Here is a 20,990-nt window from a genome sequence, read left to right on the forward strand (position 1 = left end):
GTACGCCCGCTCGGCGCACGGGAATTGCGGCGGCTCCGTCGGGAAGCGAGGTTGGGCCCGGGGCACTTCGGCCCCGCTCACCCCAATCCCAAGGAGTCACCGTGCGACGTCTCGCAACCGTGCTCGGCACCCTCGCCACCGCGGGCACCATCGCCCTCACTCTGCCCGGCGCGGCCCTGGCGGCCAATGGAGTGCTCTTCATCGCTCCCAACCAGACCATCAACAATCCGAGCGGCTGCTACAACGCGCAGATCTTCCCGCTCATCCTGCGCAACAACACCGACGAGTACGCCCTCGTCTACGACGGCCCGAACTGCACCGGCCAGGTGATCACGGTCGTTCCTCCGGGCGGCAGCACGACCCAGGAGTTCGGCGCCAGCGTGTTCATCAAGTAGCGACGGCCCGGCCCGCTCCCGGCAAGTGGGGTGCACAGTTGCCCTCCAAGCAGAAACGCAGCTGACAATCACCGCTGCCTTCGAGACCATCGGGCCGTGACCACAGAACCGCACCTGCTGTCCCTCCGCCTCGTCGTGCCGCCGCTCGGAAACCGGCAGGCCACAGCGGTGGAGTGCCGGCCGATCGTCGACGGACGGGACGTCCTGGCCGAGGTGTTCGACGAGGGCCCGGCCGTCGATCCCCGCGATCTGCTGGGCCCGAGAACGCCGCTGCTCGCAACCGACACCCCTCGCGAGGTGCGGCTCGCCGAGGCCGGCTGCACCGAGGCCTGCTGCGGCGCGATCTACGTCACTGTCCGGCGCGACGGTCCGCACGTGGTCTGGGACGGCTGGCGCAACCCGGTCGATGCCGAGGGCGTCGACCTCCCGGAATTCCGGTTCGACGCCGCCCAGTACGCGGCCGAGCTCCGCCGGGCCGGAGCGGATCACTCCTGGGAATGGCCGGCCCGAACAGTCGCCAGGCTGCTGGCGGAACGGCTCCGGGAGCGCACCGACTGGCTGACCGCCTGGGAGTGCGAGCTGCAGGACGTCTCCGCCTGGCCCTGGGAACCCGACCGGATCAACGTCCTGTTCTTTCACCCCGGCCGCGCCGCGATCAGCGAGGACCGCTCCTGGCTTCAGTTCAAGCTGACCGTCCCGATCTCGGCCGACCGCCCCGCCGACCAGGCGGAAGCCCTTGAGGCGCACCTCACGGCCGAGGATCCTCGCGAGGTCGCCGAGGTCTGCGGAGGTTCGAAGAAGTCCGCCGATCGACTCGGCTACCCCTGGCCCGGACCTCGACGGCGCACTCGCGGGTCCGTGTGACGGTAGCCCCTCGAGGTCCGCCGGCCCATGAACATCTCTCGCGGACAGCATCGGAAGGCTGCCATGAATCTCAAGATCACGCTCAACCGCGTCAAGTGCATCAACACCGAGAACCAGAGCGGAGCCGACGATTTCTACGTGGTGGGAGCCACCGTCGCCGGAGGAAAGACCCAGCCGGCTCTGGTTTCCCCCATGCAGATCAAGGACGGGCAGGAGCTTCCGTTCTCCGCCGACCAGCGCGTGGTCTTCAACGGCCCTGTCACGGACACCGATACGCTGCACCTCGGGCTTGCCGCCTACAACCAGGACTCGAAACGCGACTGGCAGCAGCGTGGGGACGCGGCCGCCAGAATCACCGCCGCGGCAGGGGCGCTACCCGTCCCGACCGGCGAGCTGCTCGTGTCGACCGCGGGCACGGCGGCGAATGCGGTCCTCGGCGGACTCGACCCGGACGACAAGCTGGGGCAACTCGCCCTGGACGTGCCGATCAAGGACCTGAAGCCGGGTACCGACAAGAAGTGGACGTGCAGCTCGAAGCCGGGCGCGGTCAACTCCTGGCAGTACGAGGTGTATTACACGGTCGAGAAGGCGTGAGGGTCCGCCCGCCGGGTCCGCGGACGGCACCCGGCGGCTACCCCTTCCCTGCTTGCGCGGGCCGGAATTCCGTTCGCAGCGGAACGGGCCCGTATTGAATACTCGCGGCATGACACTGCACGAGGACGAGATCCCGACCGACGAATCCGTGGTCCGCCGCCTGCTGGCCGAACAACGGCCGGAGTGGGCCGAGTTGCCGATCCTCGCGGCGGGGTCGGGCACCGACAACCGGATGTTCCGGCTCGGGGACGAGTTGCTGGTGCGGCTGCCCCGGACGCCGGGGACGGCCGGCGCGGTGCGCAAGGAGCAGGTGTGGTTGCCGCGGCTGGCAGCGGAGTTGGCGTGCGGGGTGCCGGAGCCGGTGCACGAGGGGGTGCCGGGGGGCGGGTTCCCGTTGCCGTGGTCGGTGTACCGGTGGATCGAGGGCACCGAACCCGGTCCGGATTCGGTGCCCGACTGGGCGGCGTTCGGAGCGGAGTTGGCGGCGGCGGTCCGCAGTCTGCACGCCGTCCCGCTGCCGGACGAGAGCGAGTGGGGCGGCCTGCACTGGTACCGGGGTGGGGAGTTGACGGCCATCGCCGACGCGATCGACGAGTACTTCGCGCAGGCCCGCGCCCTCTCCGGTCTCGACCTGGACCTCGACCGGCTCCAGGCGATCTGGCACCAGGCGCTCACCCTGCCCGCCCCGTCCGGCCCCCGGGTGTGGCTGCACGGCGACCTGAAGCCGTCCAACCTGCTGGTCCGGGACGGCCGGCTGCGCGCGATCATCGACTTCGGCGGCCTGTCGGTCGGGTTCCCGGACGCCGAGCACGCCCCGCTGTGGGACTTCCCGGCGGCCGCCCGCCACGCCTACCGGGCGGCGCTGGACCTCAACGAGCAGACCTGGCAACGGGCTTGTGGCTGGGCAGTGGCGGCAGCAATCAGCGGGGTGCCGTACTACTGGACGAGCAACCCGGCCTTCGTCGCCGAGTGCGTCGCCCGCCTGCGCGCCGTCCTGGACGACCCGGCCGGGCTCTGACCGCCCCGCCGACGGTCAGCGCTCCGGCACCACCGCATGGGCCAGCACGGAGAGTTCGAACGGGCGCAGTGCGTCGGTCCGCTTCTCCCACACTTGGGCGTCCACGGTGTCGCGCTGCCGCAGGTGGGCGAGCGGACGCAGGCCGTGGGCGCCCAGCAGGGCGTCCATTTCCTCGACGGTGAGGAACGTTCGCCACGGCTCGCCGCCCTCGGCGGCCGCGGCCTGCACCTGCTCGGCGTAGGTCTGCCCGGCCGGGTCGCGGTGTTCGGCGGGGAGCAGGTATTCGGCGATCAGTTCGGTGCCAGGCGCGAACTCACCGATGGTGGACAGTACTTGGCCGATCGCCTCGACACTCAGGTACATGGTGACGCCCAGCCAGCTCACCACGGCCGGCCGCTGCGGGTCGAAGCCGGCGGCCGTCAGCGCGGCGGTCAGGGCGCAGGCGCCGCCCTGTTCGAGGTCGAGCGGGACGAAGGACACCGCCGGCGGGACGGTGATCCCGGAGACGGCCAGGCGGTTCCGCTTCCATTCCTGGGTGTGGGGGTGGTCCACCTCGAACACCCGGATGTCGCGGGCGAGTTCACTGCGGCAGGCGAAGGAGTCCAGGCCGGCGCCGAGCAGGACGTACTGGTCGATGCCGCGCCGGGCCACGGCCTCGGCGAGGCGGTCCTCGGCGCAGCGGCTGCGGGTGACGGCGGTGGTGCGGGCGCCGGCCAGGATCGGGTGGGTGCCGAACTGGCGGTGGTAGCCGATCAGTTGCTCGGCGCTCTCGCCGAGGAGGGTGACCGCGAGGGTGTCGGCGAAGATCGGCGGCTGCTGGTCGACGAGCAGGTGGGCGGCTCGGGCGGCGGCCGACATCAGGGCGGTCCGGCTGGGCTGGTGGGCGTTCGGCTGTGCATGGCTTTCCATGCCCGGAAACACTAATAGCACTTTCTGACAGCATATCATATTCAACCATTTTTCGATAGTGCCATTCAGTGTGCTTTCCGCAACAATTCCCGCGCGGGGCGCCGGTCTTGCGTGATAGGCAGGTGCAATGGCTTTCACTCCCGCCTTTCCGGCGCTGCTGAACCAGATCGACGAACACTCCGCGATGCTCCGCCACACCATCGCCACCGCGCCCGACCCGCACGCCACCGTCCCCAGCTGCCCGGACTGGCAGCTGCCCGACCTGCTCGCGCACCTCACCGTCGTCCAACGCTTCTGGACGGCCGCCGTCACCGCCGGCCCCGGCTTCGTCCCGATCAGGATCAGGCCGGACACCGACCTCTCCCCCGAACAGGCGCTGGCCGCCTCGGCAGAGGCAACTTCCGCCCTCCTCAAGGCACTTCGCGAAGCAGGGCCGCAACGGCCCTGCTGGACGTGGTGGCAGGAAGCCGACGCCCCGCAGGACACCGGGGCGGCCGCCCGGCACCAGGTGCAGGAGGCCGCCGTACACGCCTACGACGCCCAACTTGCCGTCGGCACACCGCAACCGGTCGCACCGGCCGTGGCCATCGACGGCATCGACGAGTTCCTCGCCCTCTCCTGGGGCACCGCCACCGATTGGCAACACGGCCCGGCCCGCATCCGCCTGCGCACCGACGAGGGCCCGAGCTGGCTGGCGGAAATCACCGCGTCCGGCCCGAAGCACCTCGCCCCGGACGAGGACCCCGTCGCCCTCGAACTCACCGCACCCGCCAGCGAATTGCTACTCACCCTGCACCGCCGCCACCCACCCACGGCGGTCCGCGTCACCGGCGACGACCCGACCCTGCTCCCCCACCTGCTCATCTGGCCCCGCCTGGGCTGAGTCCGCAACGAGGCCGCGACGAATCCGCGCCGGACGGAGCGACACCGTTCACTCCCTCCGGCGCGCCTCCCGATGACATCAAGGCCATGTTCCACACCACCTGCCGACCCAGGCGCGTTCCTCCACCCAGCGAAACCGGAGAACCTGCGCCGCTCCTTCAAGCCCTCCCCGGAGACCATTGCCGACCTCACCAGTCCGCTCGCCAGGGGTAGTACCGGCCGGTGACCGTTTGGCCGTTAGACGTCTCGCCTGAGGACGGCGGCGTATGCGCCGGCGAGCAGCACCGCGATGGCGCCGGCCATCCAGCCCAGCAGGGCCCACCACGGCTGGTCAGCGAAACCCCTGCCGAACAGGGATGCGGAGATGGAGATCGAGGAGTGTGTGAACAGGAACTCGCCCATGCCGCTGTCGATGAAGAAGACTCCGGCGATGGTGGGGAGCAGGAGCAGGCCGAGCATGACGCCGAGTGCGCCGGCGCTGTGCTTGAGCAGTGTGCCGACGGAGAGCGAGAGCAGTCCGAGGAGGGCCAGGTACAGGCCGCCGCCGAGGACGGTGCGGACCAGTTCGCCGCCGGTCGGTGGGCGGCCCTGGCCGTCGAGGAGGGTGGTCGCGAGCCACGCGTTGAGACCGACCGCGGCTGTGCCGGGGCCGAGGGCGGCGCCGCTCAGGACGAGTGCTTTGGCGGTGAGGATCCGGGCCCGCCGGGGGACTGTGGTGAAGGTGGTGCGGAGCATGCCGGTGCCGTACTCCGGGGCGATCGCCAGTACGCCCAGGGCCACGATGGCGAGCTGGCCCACAAGAAAGCCGCCCAGGCCGGTGCTCAGCTCGGAGACGGTGCCGCTGTCCGCGCCGAGGACCCCCAGGCCGCCGCCGGCCAGGATGAGGACGACCATCAGCAGCCACGTCCACACGGTGGAGCGCACGCTGGTCAGCTTGGTCCATTCCGCCGCGACGGCGTGCCGCAGGGCAGGCCCGCCGGTGGCGCGGGTGGCAGCGGAGTCGGCCGGGGGCGCCGTCAGGGGATCGAGGGCCATGACTCAGGCCTCCCACTCATGGTCGGGGCCGGAAGCGTCGCTTGACGGCGGGGCCTTGGCTGCCGGCAGGGAGGAGCGGTACTCCACCGCGGTGTTGGTCAGTTGCAGGTACGCCTCTTCCAGGGACGCCCGGTGCGGTGACAGTTCGTGCAGTCGGATGCCGTAGGCGAGTGCCAGGTCGCTGATGTCCGCGAGTGGCAGGCCGATGGCTCTCAGCGCCCCGTCCGGCTCGTCCTCGACGTGGACCCCGACGTTGCCGAGCGCCCACCGCAGGCGCTGCCGCTCCTCGGGGGCATGGGCGGGGGTTCGCAGGCGGGCGAAGCCGGTCGAATGCCGGTCGATGAAGTCCCGGAGGCTCATGTCGGCCAGCAGCCGGCCCTGTCCGATCACGATCAGGTGGTCGGCGGTCTGCGCCATCTCGCTCATCAGATGGGAGGAGACCAGGACGGTACGGCCTTCCGCGGCCAGCCGGCGGATCAGCTCGCGGATCCAGTGGATGCCTTCGGGGTCCAAGCCGTTGACCGGTTCGTCGAAGAGCAGCACCTCGGGGTCGCCGAGCAGGGCCGCGGCGATGCCCAGGCGTTGCCCCATGCCGAGCGAGAAGCCTCCGGCACGTTGGTGCGCTGCGTCCTGCAGGCCGACGGTGTTCAGGACCTCGTCCACCCGCCGGCGTGGGACGTTTCCCATCCGGGCCAGGCACAGCAGATGCTTGTACGCGGTGCGGCCGCCGTGCACGGCCCTGGCGTCCAGAAGCGCGCCCACCGTGCGTGCGGCATCCGGCAGCCTGCGGTACGGCACGCCGCCGATGGTGGCGGTGCCCGCGGTGGGGGTGTCCAGCCCGAGGATCATGCGCATCGTGGTCGACTTCCCGGACCCGTTGGGCCCCAGGAAGCCGGTGACGACACCGGGCCGCACCCGGAAGCTGAGCCGGTCAACGACCGTCCTGGCACCGTGGCGTTTGGTCAGGCCCTGTAATTCGATCAAGGAATCGTCCTTAGTAGAGCAGGCAGCGTGAGCGCGGCCCGGGCCGGTGCGACGCCATTGTCGTCGTCCCCGCGCCGGAAAGAGTTACGGGCCGACCGGGATGGGCTTGGCCCCGATGCGGGCGCACGCCTGCTCCGGGCTCAGGCCATCAGCGGGGTAGATGACCGGCCCGCCGGGGGCATGCGGGTCACGGTGGTAGCCGCCGTCGGGGTCCGTGACGTCGGCACCTGGGTGGAAGCATGCGGTGAAGGACGTCGGCACGGGCTCGGAGGGACCCCACATCTGCGTCCACTGCCGGGCGCAGGACGCACCCGGATTCCGGGAATCGAAGCCCTTCGTGGTGGACACCTCGGCGAGGTCCGCGTCCGGGGAGAGCGTCCGCGCGCACATCGCGGTTTGCCCCGGTTCACTCCACGGCAGCCCGCCTGCGGCAGCCATGGCGCCACCGCCTGCCACCATGGCCAGTAGCGCGCCGCCGACCACCACCGTCCGCGACGGCCGCCTCCGCTCGGCCGGGGCCTGTGCCTGGCTCAGCACCGAATCGAGGACCTGCTGCCCCTGAGGTGACTGCGCCCAGCCCTCAGCGTCCTGCGGGCGTAGCTGCTGGATGGTGTTCAGCACCGGGTCGTTCCTCACGCGGGTACCTCCGAGTTGATGGTGGTGAGAGACGCTTGCTGTTCCAGAGCCGTGCGGAACCGCTTTCGGGCGCGGTGGAGGCGGAGCGTGTAGGCCGCCCTGCTGCAGCCCAGCGCCGTGGCGGCCTGCTGCGCGGTCAGGTCGTACCAGCCGGCGAGTAGCAGGACTTCTCGGTCGGTCTCGGTCAGGAGCATCAGCACCCGGAAGACGTGTTCGCGGTCCGCGACGCGGTCCTCAAAGGCCGTCGAAGGAGCGTCGTTCAGCACCGCTTGCATGCGTTCCGCGAGCGCCTGGCGCCGCAGGTCCGAGCGCACCCGGTTGGCCAGCAGCCGGCGTGCCGCCGCAAGCAGCCACGGCAGCGCATCGTCCGGCACCGACTTCTGCTTGCGCCAGGCCAGCAGGAACGTCTCCGACACGATCTCCTGCGCGGTATCACGATCCGTGCGGTGCACCAGGTAGCCCATCACCCGGTCGGCATGGGCCCCGTACAGTGCCTCCAGCCACCGATGCCGCTCCCGCGGATCCTCCTGACCTGGCATGTGCGCCCTTCCTCTGAAACAGCTGTCACCAGGAAATGTCCGGCACAGCGCCAACCATTACAGAGGCGGTGTCGGTGACGATCATCTCCGGGCGCCGCCCGCCGTCGCGGTCGTAGAGGACGTCCAGCACGTACAGCGAGTCGCGCGGGGTGCTGGCCACTACCTTCCCGCCCAGCCCGGCGGCCTGGTCGTTGATCATGTTGAGCCAGCTCGCGCCGCCCCGGCGGGTCGTCAGGTGCACCCGCACCGGCCCGTGCCGCAGCCGGTCCAGCTCCGAGACCCGCGCTCCGGCCGGCACCGCCAGCAGCTCGTCCGGCATTGCCCGCTGGCCCGGTGTCAGCATGCCGTGCAGGGTCTCCCACAGTCGCTGGTTCGCCGCCTCCCGCATGCCGGCGACCAGCCGGGCCAGCGTTGTCACCCCGGCAGCAGCACCGGCCCGCGCCGCAGCCAGGCCACCGCCGCGTCGAACAGCGCCTTCGGCCCCCGCTGGACAACTGTCCATGCGGAAACCTCGGCTCCTGTCCTGTAGAGGATGTCCTGTTCGGCTACCAGTCGCCCCGAGCGCACTACCGCCGTCGTCGCGGTCGGCCGCTCTCCCGGGGGGCGTCCGCGGCGTCGGCGGCTCCGTGCGCGGTCTGCGCGGCGGTCAGGACGAGGAAGCTGCCGATCACAGCGAACGCCGCAGGGACTCCGGTGAAGATCCGGATCTCGGCTCCGCGCCGCCGCGCGTACTCGTTCGCGTCGATCCGGACCGGCACCAACTTCTGTCCGTGCGAACCGGGTTCACGCTTCGTCCAGTAGTGGCCGGACTCGTCGTTGCGGACCTCCGCCGCGTCGCCGGCGGTGGCCAGCCCGATGGCGATCAGGCAGACCGCGACGGCGTAGCAGAGCCGCACGCCGCGCGGCAGCAGCCACAGGTACTTGAGGAGGCCGAAGCCGCTGCCCCGGCGCAGGAACCGCACCGACCAGGAACGCACCAGCGCCGTACCGAAGACCAGCACGATCGCGCCGAGCGTCGGGGCCCACAGCCACGCCGGGGCCGCCCAGCGCAGCGGGGGCGCGGTGGCGGCCAGGCAGAGGAGTTCGACGGCGCAGAGGACCCACGCCGCGACGAAGTGCACCCGGTGACTGCCCCGCAGAACGTCCACGCCCCACCCCCGTTCACCCGAACCGCCCGCGCAGCCTATCCCCGGCGCCCACCCGCCCGGCACCCCCTCCGGCCCTAGACTGCCCCACATGTCATGCCGCATCAGCGAGTTGATCCTGGACTGCGCCGACCCCGAACTGCTCGCCGCGTTCTGGTGCGAGGTGCTCGGCTACGTCGAACTGGGCCGCGAGCCCGACGGCGGCATCGAGATCGGGCCGCCCGGCACCGGCTTCGGCGGCCCGCAGCCCACCCTGATCCTCAGCCCCACCACCGACCCGCGCCCGGCCAGGCTGCCCCTGCACCTCGACGTCAGCCCCACCGACCGTGACCAGGACGCCGAACTCGCCCGCCTGCTCGCCCTCGGCGCCAAACCCGCCGACGTCGGCCAGACCGGCGAGGAGAGCTGGCACGTCCTCGCCGACCCCGAGGGCAACGTCTTCTGCCTCCTGCGCGCCCGCATCCCTGCGGTCTGAACGCGCTACGCCAGGCTGCTGTGCGGGGCCCAACCCGTGGCAGCAGCCCAGGAGTTGGCGACGGCTATGACGAGGTCGACGACCGGGTCCTTGACGTCGGAGTAGGTGTCGATGTCACCGACCGCGCCCGCCAGCACGGTCTTGAACTGTGCGTAGGCGGGCACCGCCTCGGGGTGCGCGCGGAACCAGTCGCGGAAGAGCAGCGCCAGGCGCTCGTTGGGAGAGCCGAGCAGCCGGACGTGCAGGTTGCAGTCGGCGCCGGCCTGTCCGCGGCGCAGCCACAGCCGCTTGGCCCACCGGCCGGGGGCGTCGTCCAGCCCGGCCGGGACGTGGTCGCGCTGGTACGGGGAGCACCGGAATCCCATCGCGGCCAAAGGCCCGTCAAAGGCGCGTTCGGCTTCGGCGAGATCGGTGACGCTGATCTGGAGGTCGAAGACCGGCTTCGCGGCCATGCCGGGGATCGCGGTGCTGCCGATGTGCTCGACGTGCAGGGGCAGCGGCGCGAGTTCCGCGCGCAACTCGGCGGCGAGGGCGAGTCCTTGCGCCTGCCAGGCTGGGTCGTAGGGGGAGACCACGATGGGTTGAAGGTCGGCCATTCGCCCCACTCTAGTTCGTGCGGCCCGGATCGCCCGTGGGCCCAGGGATGTAAGGGATGCCCCTACCCCGGAGGCGCCCGGGTACGTCTCGCGGGCGAGGGCCGCCTCGTCCCGTGGAGCGATGACCGGCCCACGCCGTAACGGCAGCGTGGGGCCATGACGGAGAACACGAAACTGACGGATCGTCAGTCTCGCGCGAAAATGCGCCGGTTGGCCTCGGGGGCGCTCGCCCTCGGGCTGGCGGCCGGGCTGTTGACCGCGCTCACGCCCGCCTCGGCACAAGCCGCCGCCGACACCGAACTGACAGCAGGCCAGGGGGCCGGCTGGACCGCCAAGATCCGGCGGACCGAGTACGGCGTCCCGCACGTGCTCGCGCAGGACTTCGGTGGCCTCGGGTACGGCTACGGCTACGCCTTCGCGCAGGACAACCTCTGCGAACTCGCCGACCAGGTGGTCACGTTGCGCGGCGAGCGCTCGCGCTGGTTCGGGGCCGACGGCCGGTCCTCGGACCGGACCGGCAACCTGGACAGCGACACCTACCAGCGGGGCCTGCTGCAGGCCGGAACGGTGCGGCGGCTGATGGCCGAACCCGCGCCGCTCGGCCCGACCGGTGAGGCGCGGCAGCTGGTCGACGGGTACGTCGCGGGGTACAACCGCTACCTGCACGACACCGGCGTCGACCACCTTCCGGACCCGTCCTGCCGGGGGAAGGGCTGGGTCGGGCCGATCACCGCCGAGGACATCTGGAGCGTCCTCTACAACGTCAACACCATGTCGGGCGTGGCCAAGACCCAGTTCGCCGAGGCCGTCCCGGGCGCCGGAGCCACCGCCGCGCAAGCCCCCACCGTTGCCGCACCCGCCGGAGCCACCGCCGCCGAAGCCCCCACCCTTGCGCCCTGGTCGCACAGCGCGGACGACACCCCCGACACCGGCAGCAACGCCTGGGCGATCGGACGGGACGCCGACCGCGACGGCCACGGTCTGCTGCTGGCCAACCCGCACCTCCAGTGGACCGGCCCGGAGCGTTTCTACCAGGCGCAGTTGACCATCCCCGGCGTCGTGGACGTCGCCGGCGCCGGCCTGTACGGCCTCCCGTTCATCCAGATCGGCCACACCAAGGGCCTCGCCTGGACGCACACCACCAGCTACGCCGACCACGCGACCCTGTACCGCCTGTCGCTGGTGCCGGGCGACCCGACCGCGTACCTGGTGGACGGCAAGGCCGAGCGGATGACCACGGAGACCGTGAAGGTCACCGTCCGGGCCTCCGACGGGACGCTCTCCACCGTCGACCGCAGCCTCTACCGGTCCCGGCAGGGCTACGTGCTGGCCGACGGCTGGACCGGCGAGCAGGCCTACACCCTGCGCGACTCCAACGCCGGCAACCTCCGCTCGCTCAACGAGTGGCTGGCGGTCAGCCGTTCGCAGAACCTCGACCAGCTTCGGCAGGCCCAGCGCACCTACCAGGGCAACCCGTGGGCGTACACCACGGCCGTGGACTCCACCGGCACCGCCTACTTCACCGACTCCTCCGCCGTCCCGCACCTGCCCGACGCGCAGCTGACGCGCTGCCTGGTGCCCGGCCCCTGGTCCACCGGCGTGCTGGACGGTTCGACCACCGCCTGCGACCCGGGCAGCGACCCGGACGCACTGGTGCCCGGCATCTTCGGCCCGGCCAACCACCCCGCGCTGACCCGCACCGACTACGTGGCCAACTCCAACAACGGGCCCTACCTGACCAACGCGGACGCGCCGATGGCCGGCCTGCCCACCGTCTACAACGCCGCTCAACGGATCGCCACGAGGCCGCAGTTGGGCCTGCGGATGATCGCCGACCGGCGGGCCGGCACCGACGGCCTCGGCGCGCCCGGCTTCACCCTCGACACGCTCCGGGCCACCATGTTCGGCAACCGCGTGCAGAGCGCCGAGCTGGACCGCGACGACGCCGTCGCCCTGTGCCGCGCCCACCCGGCGCTCACGGCGTCCGACGGCACCCGGGTCGACGTGCGCGCCGCGTGCGACGTGCTCGCCGCCTGGGACACCCGGGCCGACGCCGACAGCCGCGGCACCGTCCTGTGGCAGGCGTACCGCGACGCGCTGGCGGGCACCCGCACCACGGCCTGGCAGACCGTCCCGTACGACCCGGCCCGGCCGCTGACCACCCCGCGCGGGATCGCCGCCGACAACGCCGACGCGCAGCGCGCGTTCGCCGACGCCGTCCGCCGCCTGGCGGCCGCCGGGCTGCCGGTGGACGCCCCGATCGGCGCCGTCCAGCGCTGGGCGGGCATCCCGCTGCACGGCTGCGCCGGTCAGCTCGGCTGCTTCAACGTGCTGACGGCCCAGCCGAGTTCGGGTTCGGGTGGCGGCACCTATCCGGCGGCCGGTGCGGGCGTTCCGCACGGCTCCAGCTTCCTGATGGCCACCGAGCTGACCCGGCAGGGCCCGCGCACCCGGACGCTGCTCGCCTACGGGCAGTCGGCCGACCCGACCTCCCCGCACTTCACCGACCAGACCCGCCGCTACGCCGCCAAGCAGTGGGTGACCGAGCGCTTCACCGAGGCCGAGATCCGTTCCGCCCCCGGCCTCACCGTCACCACCCTGCACCGCTGACCGCACCGACCCCGGGCCGTCGCCGTTCCCCGAACGGCGGCGGCCCGTGCGTGTTCGGCGGCCGGTCCGGCCTATGATCTGCGGCCACTGGACGTCTCCTCAGGGCGTCCTGCGTCGCCGAATTGGGGTGTGCCGTGGCCGGGTTGGTGCTGTCGCGTCGGGATCTGGACTTCCTGCTGTTCGAGTGGCTGGGTGCGGAGGCGTTGACCGGGCGGGAGCGGTTCGCCGAGCACGACCGGGAGACGTTCGAGGCGGTGCTGGACCTCGCGGAGGATCTCGCCGTGCGGCACTTCGCCCCGCACAACCGCCGCAACGATCTGGAGGAGCCCCGGTTCGACGGGGAGCGGGTGGTGCTGCATCCGGAGGTGAAGCCGGCGCTGGAGGCGTTCGTCGCCTCGGGGTTGATGTCGGCGGCGATGGACCACGACCTGGGCGGTCAGCAGTTGCCGACGCTGGTGACGAACGCCTGCATGGCGTGGTTCCAGGCGGCGAACGTGGGGACGGCGGCGTACCCGTTCCTCACCGTCGCGAACGCCAATCTGCTGGCGGTGTACGGGACTTCGGAGCAGCGCGAGCGGCTGGTGCGGCCGCTCGCGGCGGGGCGGTTCTTCGGGACGATGTGCCTCTCGGAGCCGCAGGCGGGCTCCTCGCTGGCGGATGTCCGGACCAGGGCCGAGCCCCAACCGGACGGCAGCTACCGGCTGTTCGGCACCAAGATGTGGATCTCCGGCGGCGACCACGAGTTGAGCGAGAACATCGTGCACCTGGTGCTGGCCCGGACCCCGGGCGCGCCGGCGGGCGTGAAGGGCCTGTCGCTGTTCGCGGTGCCCAAGTACCTGGTGGAGGCGGACGGTTCGCTCGGCGAGCGGAACGACGTGGTGCTCGCGGGGCTGAACCACAAGATGGGGTACCGGGGCACCGTCAACACGGTGCTGAACTTCGGCGAGGGCCGCCACCTTCCGGGCCAAGCGCCAGGCGCAGTGGGCGAGTTGGTGGGTGAGCCGCACCGCGGGCTGGCGTGCATGTTCCACATGATGAACGAGGCGCGGACGGGCGTCGGACTCGGCGCGGCGGCCCTCGGCTGCACCGGCTACCTGCACGCACTCGAGTACGCCCGCACCCGCCCGCAGGGCCGCCCGCTGACGGCCCGCGACCCGTCCGCACCGCAGCTGCCGATCATCGGGCACCCGGACGTCCGGCGCCTGCTGCTCACCCAGAAGGCTTACGTGGAAGGGGCGTTGGCGCTCAGCCTGTACTGCAGCCGGTTGATCGACGAGCAGCGCACGGCGCCGGACCCGGCCGCGCGGGCGGCGGCGGGGCGCCTGCTGGAGGTGCTGACGCCGGTGGCGAAGAGCTGGCCCGCGCAGTGGTGCCTGGCGGCGAACGACCTGGCGATCCAGGTGCACGGCGGGTACGGCTACACCCGGGACCACCCCGTGGAGCAGTTCTACCGGGACAACCGCCTGAACGCGATCCACGAGGGCACGCACGGCATCCAGGCCCTCGACCTGCTGGGCCGAAAGGTCGTCCTGGACGGCGGCGCGGGCCTGGCCGCGCTGCTCGGCGCGTTCGCCGCCACCACGGCACGGGCTGCTGAACTCAGCGGCGAAGCAGCCGAGTTCGCGTCCGCGCTGGACGCCGCCGCCGCACGGATCCGGCACACCACCGGCGCGTTGTGGTCGGCGGGAGACCCGGACGTCGCGCTGCCGAACGCCTCGGTGTACCTGGAGGCGGTCGGACACGTGGTGCTGGCCTGGATCTGGCTGGAGCAGTACCTCGCCCTGGGCACCGCCGACACCCCCTTCCACCACGGCAAGCGACAGGCCGCCCGCTACTTCCTCCGCGTCGAACTCCCCCGCACCGGCCCGCAGTTCGACCTGCTGGACGCGCTGGACCGGACGGCCGCCGACACGCCGCCGGAGTGGTTCTGAGCGATCTCCCGGCGGCCTCCGGAAATGCGGGCTAGCATGCTAGCAATCTAGCGAGCTAGCATGGGCTCGTGAGCGATGCGGACGTCAAGCAGTTCAACGTGTACCTCCCGCTGGGGCTGATCAGGCAGGTCAAGATCCACGCGATCGAAACGGGCATGTCACTGTCCGCTCTGGTCGCGGCGGCCTTGCGCGCCTACCTCGAAGACGCCGGCAAGCAGGCCGGCAAGCAGCAGCCCTCTTCCGAAAAGGAGTCCTGACATGGCAACCGAAGGCTTCGAGGCCGTCTTCGTGGAGACCCACAACTGGGGCAGGAGCGCCAAGTTCTTCCAGGAACTGGGCTACCGACTGGAGCCCACCAGCGGCGACGGCTCCGGCGTCTTCCGCAACGGCGACGGCCCCTACCTGGTCGTGGTCGAGATCCCCGAGGACCGGCAGCCCGGCGTGCAGCTCGCACTGAAGGTGCCCGACCCGGACGGGTTCCGGCCCGACCCGGTCGTCGAGGTCGTCACCCCGTTCCAGGACACCCACTACGGCACCCGCGAGATGACCGTCCGGGACCCTGACGGCCGGGTGTGGAGCCTCCAGGCCCCCGCCAAGAACTGACGCACCGCCCGCCCCCTCCTCCGAGCCGGAACGCTCCAAGCCGGAACGAGGGGGCGCTTTCCGTGGGGGACACGCGAGGAGGGAAAGCGAAATGAGTCGTTGGCGCGGCAATCCCTGGGCGGTGCTGGTCACGCTCAGCCTGGGGTTCTTCATGACCCTGCTGGACCTGACGGCCGTCAACGTGGCCATCCCCAGCATGATCGGCGACCTGCACGCCTCGCTGGACGAGATGCTGTGGGTCATCAACGTCTACATCCTGGTGCTCGCCGCACTGCTGATCACGTTCGGCCGGCTCGGCGACGTACGCGGGCCGCGCGCGATGTTCGTCGGCGGTGTCGCCCTGTTCACCGCGGCGTCCGTACTGTGCGCGCTGGCCCAGGACCCGGGCCAACTGATCGCCACCCGGGCCCTGCAGGGCCTCGGCGCGGCGGCGCTGATGCCGCAGACCATGACCATCATCATCGGCACCTTCCCCGCCGAACGCCGGGGCACCGCGCTGGGCGTGTGGGGCGGCGTCGCGGGCGTGGCCACCATCGCCGGGCCGACCCTCGGCGGGTTGCTGGTCAGCGCGGCCGGCTGGCGGTGGATCTTCCTGGTCAACGTGCCGATCGGGGCGCTGGTGCTGGCGATGGCCGTGGCGCTGGTGCCCGACCTCCGGCCCGGCAGCCGCCGACGAGTCGACGTGGTGGGGGTGGTCCTCGCCGCAGCGACGCTGGTGTGCCTGACCTTCGCACTCACCGAGGGCCAGCGGTATGCCTGGAACGCCGGAATCCGGTCGCTGTTGGGCGCGGCGGCCGTGCTGCTGGTGCTGTTCCTGCTCCACCAGCGCGCCCGGCAGAACGACGAACCGCTGCTCCCGTTCGCGCTCTTCCGGGACCGCGACTTCGCGGTGATGAGCTTCGTCGCCGCGACCGTCCAGGTCGGCATGCTCGGCCTGTTCCTCCCGGTGATGATCTACCTCCAGTCGGTGCTGGGCTTCAACGCCCTCGCCGCCGGGCTGGTGATGGCGCCGGCCATGCTGGTGTCGGCAGTGCTGTCGCCGGTCGCGGGACGGCTGGCGGACCGGGTCGGCGGCACGTACGTCCTGATGGCCGGGCTGACGCTGTTCGCGGCCGGAATGGCCTGGCTCGCCGCAGCCACCGATGTCGGCCGCGCCTGGTGGGAGTTCCAGCCCGCGCTGGTCACGACGGGAGTCGGGATCGGCTGCGTGTTCGGCCCGATGGTCACCGTCGCCATGTACCGCGTGCAGCCGTCGATGGCCGGGGCGGCGTCCGGCGTGCTGAACACGATCCGCCAGATCGGCACCGTCCTCGGCAGCGCGGCCGTCGGGGCCGTCCTGCAGAACCGCCTGGCCATCGCCCTGCACGACGAGGCGGTCCGGCGCGCGCCCGACCTCCCGGCCGAGGTCCGCGAACCGTTCCTCGCCGCCTTCCGCAACGACGCCGGCGCCGGCCAGGAGACCGGCCTCGGCATCACACCCGCCTTGCCCCCGGGCACCCCGGCGGACCTCGCCCGGCAGGTCGACCGGGCCGCGACGGCCGCGTTCGACCACGGGATCGTCCACGCCATGGGGCCGACCCTGGCCCTCCCCATCACGGTCGTCGCACTGGGCGCCGTGGCCTGCCTCCTCGTCCGCCGACACCGGTCCGCCACCACCGTGGTGGCCGCGGCCGCGCGGCCCGAGCCGCGGCCGACCCCGAAGTAGCCCGGGCCGGACCGCCGGTGACGGTTCGTGGCACCGTTCGCTGCTCGTCTAGGGTGATGGCGATTCGCAGCGTGAACAGGGGGCGTCGTGGAGCGGTCACGGCTGGTGGGGGTTGGTGGGCCGGGCGGTCCGGGTTCGGGGTGGGCGGTCGGTGGGCGGCTGGTGTTGACGTCCGCTCATGTGGTGGGCGGGGACGGGCCGTTGGAGGTGTTCCGGCCGGCGGGTGCGGGGCCGGTCGGCGCCGAGGTGCTGTGGTGCGGTACGCCGGGCGGGCGGGACGATGCGGCGCTGCTGCTGCTCGACGAGTCGCTGTGGGCGGATCCGCCCGGGCCGGTGCGGTGGGGGCGGTTGGTGACGGACCGTCCGGGGACGGCGTGCGAGACCTGGGGACTGCCGGACGTCGGCCAGCGCCCGGGGCGTCCGGCCGAAGCGGTGCAGTTGGTCGGGGAGTTGAACCCGGGCACCGGCTACGTCGACAACCGGCACGTGCTGGACCTGCGGCAGCACCCGCCGCAGTGGTCCACCGGCTCCCCGTGGGGCGGCCTGTCGGGGGCGGCGGTGCACTGCGAGGACCTGCTGGTGGGGGTGGTCGCCTCCGAACGGGCGCACTCGGGCGGCGCGCAGCTGAACCTGGTGCCCGCCTATGTTCTGCACCACGATCCGTCGTTCCGCGCGGTGTTGGCGACGCACGGGGTTCCGGCGGCGGCGCTGGAGCCGGTCGAGTTGCAGCACCTGGCCGATCCGGCCGTCGCCCCGGAGCGGGCGGCGGGTCCGGTCCGCTCCCCTGCGGCGCTGCTGCGGGCGGCCCGGCAGGTGGTGCCGTTCCACGGGCGGACGGAGCTGCTGGGCGAACTGGTCGAGTGGTGCGAACGCGGCGGCTTCGGCGCCTGGTTGCTGCACGGCCCGGGCGGTCAGGGCAAGACCCGGCTGGCGCACGAGTTGGCGGCCCGGCTGTCGGAGCGGCAGTGGGCGGTGCTGTGGCCGCGTCCGGACGCCGGGGCCGAGGAGTTGGCGGACTGTCGGCGGGCGGCGCGTCCGCTGCTGATCGTCCTGGACTACGCCGAGCACCGCACCGAGCAGTTGGCGGCCCTCGTCAAGGCGGCGGCCGCGCACCGCGGTCCGACGGCGTTCAAGCTCCTGCTGCTGGCCCGCACCGACGGCGACTGGTGGCAGCAGGCCGTCACCGCCGACGACGTCGCCCAGGACCACCTGGAGTTCGCCCCGACCCGGCGGCTGGACCCGCTGCTGGACGAGCCGGCCGCCCGCCCGGCCGCGTACCGGGCGGCGCTGGACGCGCTGGCCACCGCGCTGCCGTTCGTGGACGGCCAGTCGGGGCCGGACTGGACGGGCGTCGCGGCTGCGCTGCCGGTGCCCGCCGAACTCGGCCGGGCCGGGTACGACAATGCGCTGACCCTCCAAATGGCCGCGCTCGCCGACCTGCTCGACACCACCGGCTCGGCCGACTTCGCCGGTCGGCCGGGGGCCGCCGTGGTCGAGGACCGGCTGCTGGGCCACGAACGCCGCTACTGGCAACGGACGGCGGCCGCACTCGGCCTCTCCCCCGCGCTGTCGCTGCGCGCACTCGACACGGTGGTCGCCGCCGCGAACCTGGCCGGCGCCGCCGACCGCGAGCAGGCCGACCGGCTGTGGCGCCAACTCCCGGCGCTGGCCGACCAACCCCGCGACCGCCGCGACACGGTGACGGCCTGGCTCGGCGCGCTCTACCTCGCCCCCGCACCCCAGCCGTTCGGCCCGCTGCCGCCCGACCGGCTCGCCGAACGCCACATCGCCCGCGTCCTCGAATCCGACCCGACCCTGCCCGAGCAGCTGCTGCCCGCCCTCGACGCCGACGGCACCGCGCAGCTCCTGACGGTGTACACCCGCGCCGCCGCGCATCCCGCACTCGCGGGCCGGCTCGATCAGCACCTGACCGCCATATGCGTGCGTCACCACACCACGCTGGCACCGTACTTCGTCCCGCTGGCGACCCGCAGCCCCCGTCCGGGGCCGCTGCTGTCGGCGCTGGACGCGGTCACCGCCGACCCCGGAACGCCGCTGGACGCACTGGAGGAGCTCAACCTGCTTCTCCCGAACAGCAGTCAGGTCCTGGTCCAGCAAGCGGTGCGGCTCGCCCGGGCCCTAGCCGGCCGCCTGCGGGGGCCGGCCGCCGCCGACCCGGGCCGGTACGGGTTGCCGCTCGCCCTCGCGCTGCACGAACTCTCCATCCGGCTGGACCAACTCGGCCGCGGTGAGGAGAGCTTGGCGCCGCTCCAGGAGGCGATCGGGCTGTACCGGACGTTCTTCGCGGCCGACCCGGAGCGCCACACCGTCGGCCTGGCCACGATGCTCGGGAACCTCTCCCTGCGGCTCACCGAAGTCGGTCGTCCCCAGGAGGGGCTGGAACTCGCGCTGGAGAGCATCGAACTCCACCGCTCCCGCGCCGAGACGGACCTGTCGGGGCTGGCCGGCGCCCTCCTCAACCTGTCCACCGTTCTTGGCACCCTTGGGAACCACGGCGACGGGCTGGCCGCCGTTCACGAAGCCGTCGCGCTGCACCTGCGGTGCATCGAGAGCGGCGGGCAGGTGGAGCTCGGGCAGCTGGTGAGTGCCTCGACTGGCCTCACCATCCGGCTGGGCGACCTGGGCCACTTGACGGAGAGCCTGGCCGTCGCCCGCCAGACGGTGACCATGTGCCGGACGCTCGCCGAGTTCGACCCGGACGCCCACCTGCCGGACCTCGCCATGGCGCTCGCGAACGAATCCAAGATCTGCGGGCTGCTCTTCCGGTCGGAGCACGGGCTGGCCTCCGCCGAGGAGGCGGCCGAGCTGCTGCGCAGACTCGCCGACCGCAACCCGGACTCCTACCTGCCCAGACTCCTGACCGTCCTCACCACGCTCGCCGACCACCTGAGCGCTCTCGACCGGCAGTCCGAGGCGCTGGCCCTGGCCCGGGAACTGGTGGCCACCGCCCGCACGCTGAACGCCGCCCCCTCCGACGCCAACCGCTCCGCACTCGCCGCCGCGCTGCTCTGTCTCTCCCGTCACCTGGGCAGGCAGAACAGCGCCGAAGAGGGGTTGACGGTGGCTCAGGAGGCGATCGGGCTCTACCACTCACTCGACTCCGCCACCCCGTCCGCCCACACGGTCAAGCTCGGCATGGCACTTCAGCATCGCGCCAACCACCTCCACCAGCTGGGCCGGACGGAGGAGGAGATGGACGTCCGCTTCGAAGTGGTGCTTCTCCTCCGGAAGCTCGAACACACCGCCGGCCTCCCCTACCTGGCCGAGTCGCTGGACAGCATCGCCCGCCTGCTCGGCTCCCTGGGGCGGCACTTCGACGCGGTGCTGTACTGCGCGGACGCCGTGGAGGTCTGTACCGTCCTGGCCGAGTCCGCCCCGCGCACCCACCTGCCCCGGCTCGTCGGCGCCCTGATCCTGCTCAGCGAGGAACTCCGGCTCACCGGGAGCCCCGCCATCGCCGTCGCCCCTGCCCGCGAGGCGCTGAAGCACAGCCGCAAGCTGGCCGACACCGCCCCGGGCAGCCATCTCCCGCTGCTGGCCGACGCGTTGACCAGCCTCGCCGACTGCCTGGTCGAACCGGAGCAGCTCGCCGAGGGCCTGGCCCTGGCCGAGGAGTCGACCGCCCTCCGCCGCACCCTCGCCGCCACCGACCCGGACACCCATCGGCCGCTGCTGGCCCACGCGTTGATCGTTCTGGCCACCCATTCCGGCCTGGCCGGCCGGGCGCCGGACGCGCTCTCCCCGGCTCTGGAAGCCGTCCGCATCTGCCGCGAACTCCACCGCGCCGACCCGGCCCTGCACCTCTCGCCGCTGGCCGCCGCCCTGCGCATCCTCGCCGTCGTCCGGCTCAGCCTCGGCCACCGCGCACAGGCGCGGGACGCCGCGCTCGAAGCACTCGGCCTCTACCGGGGGCTGGCCGCCGAGCAGCCCGCCGAATTCGACCGGGTGGTGGCGCAGTTCGAACAGATCCTGGCCGATACCGACCAACTGCCCTACTGACGGCCCCCGTTGCGTGGCCACCTGCCGGCACGGGACCTTTCCGGACAGC

General features: G+C 72.3%; 18 protein-coding genes and 2 pseudogenes. 12 read left to right on the top strand and 8 right to left on the bottom strand.

The genetic code is table 11. From position 1 onward, the window contains the following. The first annotated feature begins 101 nt into the window (after positions 1–101). The 4 genes from ACFYST_RS28545 to ACFYST_RS28560 all read left to right on the top strand — a co-directional run bounded on the left by ACFYST_RS28545 (position 102) and on the right by ACFYST_RS28560 (position 2,871). Complete coding sequence (locus ACFYST_RS28545; protein ID WP_387866456.1) at positions 102–395, top strand: hypothetical protein; 294 nt, start codon at positions 102–104, stop codon at positions 393–395. A gap of 96 nt (positions 396–491) precedes the next feature. Next, positions 492–1,259 (top strand): hypothetical protein, encoded by a 768-nt coding sequence (locus tag ACFYST_RS28550; RefSeq protein ID WP_387866458.1) that lies wholly within the window; start codon positions 492–494, stop codon positions 1,257–1,259. 63 nt (positions 1,260–1,322) lie between these two features. After that, positions 1,323–1,853 (top strand): hypothetical protein, encoded by a 531-nt coding sequence (locus ACFYST_RS28555; RefSeq protein ID WP_387866460.1) that lies wholly within the window; start codon positions 1,323–1,325, stop codon positions 1,851–1,853. A gap of 109 nt (positions 1,854–1,962) precedes the next feature. Next, positions 1,963–2,871, top strand: a complete 909-nt coding sequence (locus ACFYST_RS28560) for an aminoglycoside phosphotransferase family protein (RefSeq protein WP_387866463.1) — start codon at positions 1,963–1,965, stop codon at positions 2,869–2,871. 15 nt (positions 2,872–2,886) lie between these two features. On the opposite strand, the gene ACFYST_RS28565 is transcribed toward ACFYST_RS28560, so the two are convergent. Next, complete coding sequence (locus tag ACFYST_RS28565; protein ID WP_387866465.1) at positions 2,887–3,780, bottom strand: class I SAM-dependent methyltransferase; 894 nt, start codon at positions 3,778–3,780, stop codon at positions 2,887–2,889. A gap of 127 nt (positions 3,781–3,907) precedes the next feature. Between ACFYST_RS28565 and ACFYST_RS28570 the strand changes: the two genes are divergently transcribed. Then, on the top strand, positions 3,908–4,663 hold the full coding sequence (locus ACFYST_RS28570) for a maleylpyruvate isomerase N-terminal domain-containing protein (protein ID WP_387866467.1): 756 nt from the start codon (positions 3,908–3,910) through the stop codon (positions 4,661–4,663). 236 nt (positions 4,664–4,899) lie between these two features. Here ACFYST_RS28570 and ACFYST_RS28575 read toward each other — a convergent pair whose 3' ends face one another. From ACFYST_RS28575 to ACFYST_RS28600, 6 genes and pseudogenes are all read right to left on the bottom strand, one after another. After that, positions 4,900–5,697: an ABC transporter permease gene (locus tag ACFYST_RS28575; RefSeq protein ID WP_387866470.1), complete on the bottom strand. Its 798-nt coding sequence runs from the start codon at positions 5,695–5,697 to the stop codon at positions 4,900–4,902. Between the two features lie 27 nt (positions 5,698–5,724). Beyond that, positions 5,725–6,681, bottom strand: a pseudogene (locus ACFYST_RS28580) (ABC transporter ATP-binding protein); the annotation flags it as partial. An 84-nt stretch (positions 6,682–6,765) separates the two neighbouring features. Then, the gene (locus ACFYST_RS28585) at positions 6,766–7,317 is read right to left on the bottom strand and encodes a hypothetical protein (RefSeq protein WP_387866473.1); all 552 of its coding nucleotides are present in this window, start codon (positions 7,315–7,317) and stop codon (positions 6,766–6,768) included. Further along, positions 7,314–7,856, bottom strand: a complete 543-nt coding sequence (locus tag ACFYST_RS28590) for an RNA polymerase sigma factor (RefSeq protein WP_387641003.1) — start codon at positions 7,854–7,856, stop codon at positions 7,314–7,316. Before ACFYST_RS28590 ends, ACFYST_RS28585 begins: the two co-directional genes overlap by 4 nt. A 61-nt stretch (positions 7,857–7,917) precedes the next feature. Continuing rightward, positions 7,918–8,082 (bottom strand): annotated as a pseudogene (locus ACFYST_RS28595) (Tn3 family transposase); the annotation flags it as partial. Between the two features lie 340 nt (positions 8,083–8,422). Then, complete coding sequence (locus ACFYST_RS28600; protein ID WP_387866475.1) at positions 8,423–9,004, bottom strand: hypothetical protein; 582 nt, start codon at positions 9,002–9,004, stop codon at positions 8,423–8,425. A gap of 88 nt (positions 9,005–9,092) precedes the next feature. On the opposite strand from ACFYST_RS28600, the gene ACFYST_RS28605 reads away from it, so the two are divergent. Continuing rightward, positions 9,093–9,476 (top strand): VOC family protein, encoded by a 384-nt coding sequence (locus tag ACFYST_RS28605; protein WP_387640999.1) that lies wholly within the window; start codon positions 9,093–9,095, stop codon positions 9,474–9,476. A 5-nt stretch (positions 9,477–9,481) separates the two neighbouring features. Here ACFYST_RS28605 and ACFYST_RS28610 read toward each other — a convergent pair whose 3' ends face one another. After that, positions 9,482–10,072 (bottom strand): GrpB family protein, encoded by a 591-nt coding sequence (locus ACFYST_RS28610; protein ID WP_387640996.1) that lies wholly within the window; start codon positions 10,070–10,072, stop codon positions 9,482–9,484. A gap of 201 nt (positions 10,073–10,273) precedes the next feature. Here ACFYST_RS28610 and ACFYST_RS28615 point away from each other — a divergent pair, with 201 nt between their 5' ends. From ACFYST_RS28615 to ACFYST_RS28640, 6 genes are all read left to right on the top strand, one after another. Further along, the gene (locus ACFYST_RS28615) at positions 10,274–12,682 is read left to right on the top strand and encodes a penicillin acylase family protein (protein ID WP_387866566.1); all 2,409 of its coding nucleotides are present in this window, start codon (positions 10,274–10,276) and stop codon (positions 12,680–12,682) included. A 146-nt stretch (positions 12,683–12,828) separates the two neighbouring features. Continuing rightward, positions 12,829–14,613, top strand: coding sequence for an acyl-CoA dehydrogenase (locus ACFYST_RS28620; RefSeq protein WP_387866569.1), 1,785 nt, complete (start codon positions 12,829–12,831; stop codon positions 14,611–14,613). 68 nt (positions 14,614–14,681) lie between these two features. Beyond that, complete coding sequence (locus ACFYST_RS28625; protein ID WP_387640990.1) at positions 14,682–14,870, top strand: CopG family transcriptional regulator; 189 nt, start codon at positions 14,682–14,684, stop codon at positions 14,868–14,870. A gap of 1 nt (position 14,871) precedes the next feature. Beyond that, positions 14,872–15,216, top strand: coding sequence for a VOC family protein (locus ACFYST_RS28630; RefSeq protein ID WP_387640988.1), 345 nt, complete (start codon positions 14,872–14,874; stop codon positions 15,214–15,216). Positions 15,217–15,307: 91 nt separating this feature from the next. Continuing rightward, positions 15,308–16,921 (top strand): DHA2 family efflux MFS transporter permease subunit, encoded by a 1,614-nt coding sequence (locus ACFYST_RS28635; RefSeq protein WP_387866477.1) that lies wholly within the window; start codon positions 15,308–15,310, stop codon positions 16,919–16,921. Between the two features lie 165 nt (positions 16,922–17,086). Next, on the top strand, positions 17,087–20,941 hold the full coding sequence (locus ACFYST_RS28640) for a hypothetical protein (RefSeq protein WP_387866479.1): 3,855 nt from the start codon (positions 17,087–17,089) through the stop codon (positions 20,939–20,941). Positions 20,942–20,990 lie beyond the last annotated feature (49 nt).

The sequence above is a fragment of the Kitasatospora sp. NPDC004614 genome, from assembly GCF_042873675.1.
Lineage (GTDB): Bacteria > Actinomycetota > Actinomycetes > Streptomycetales > Streptomycetaceae > Kitasatospora.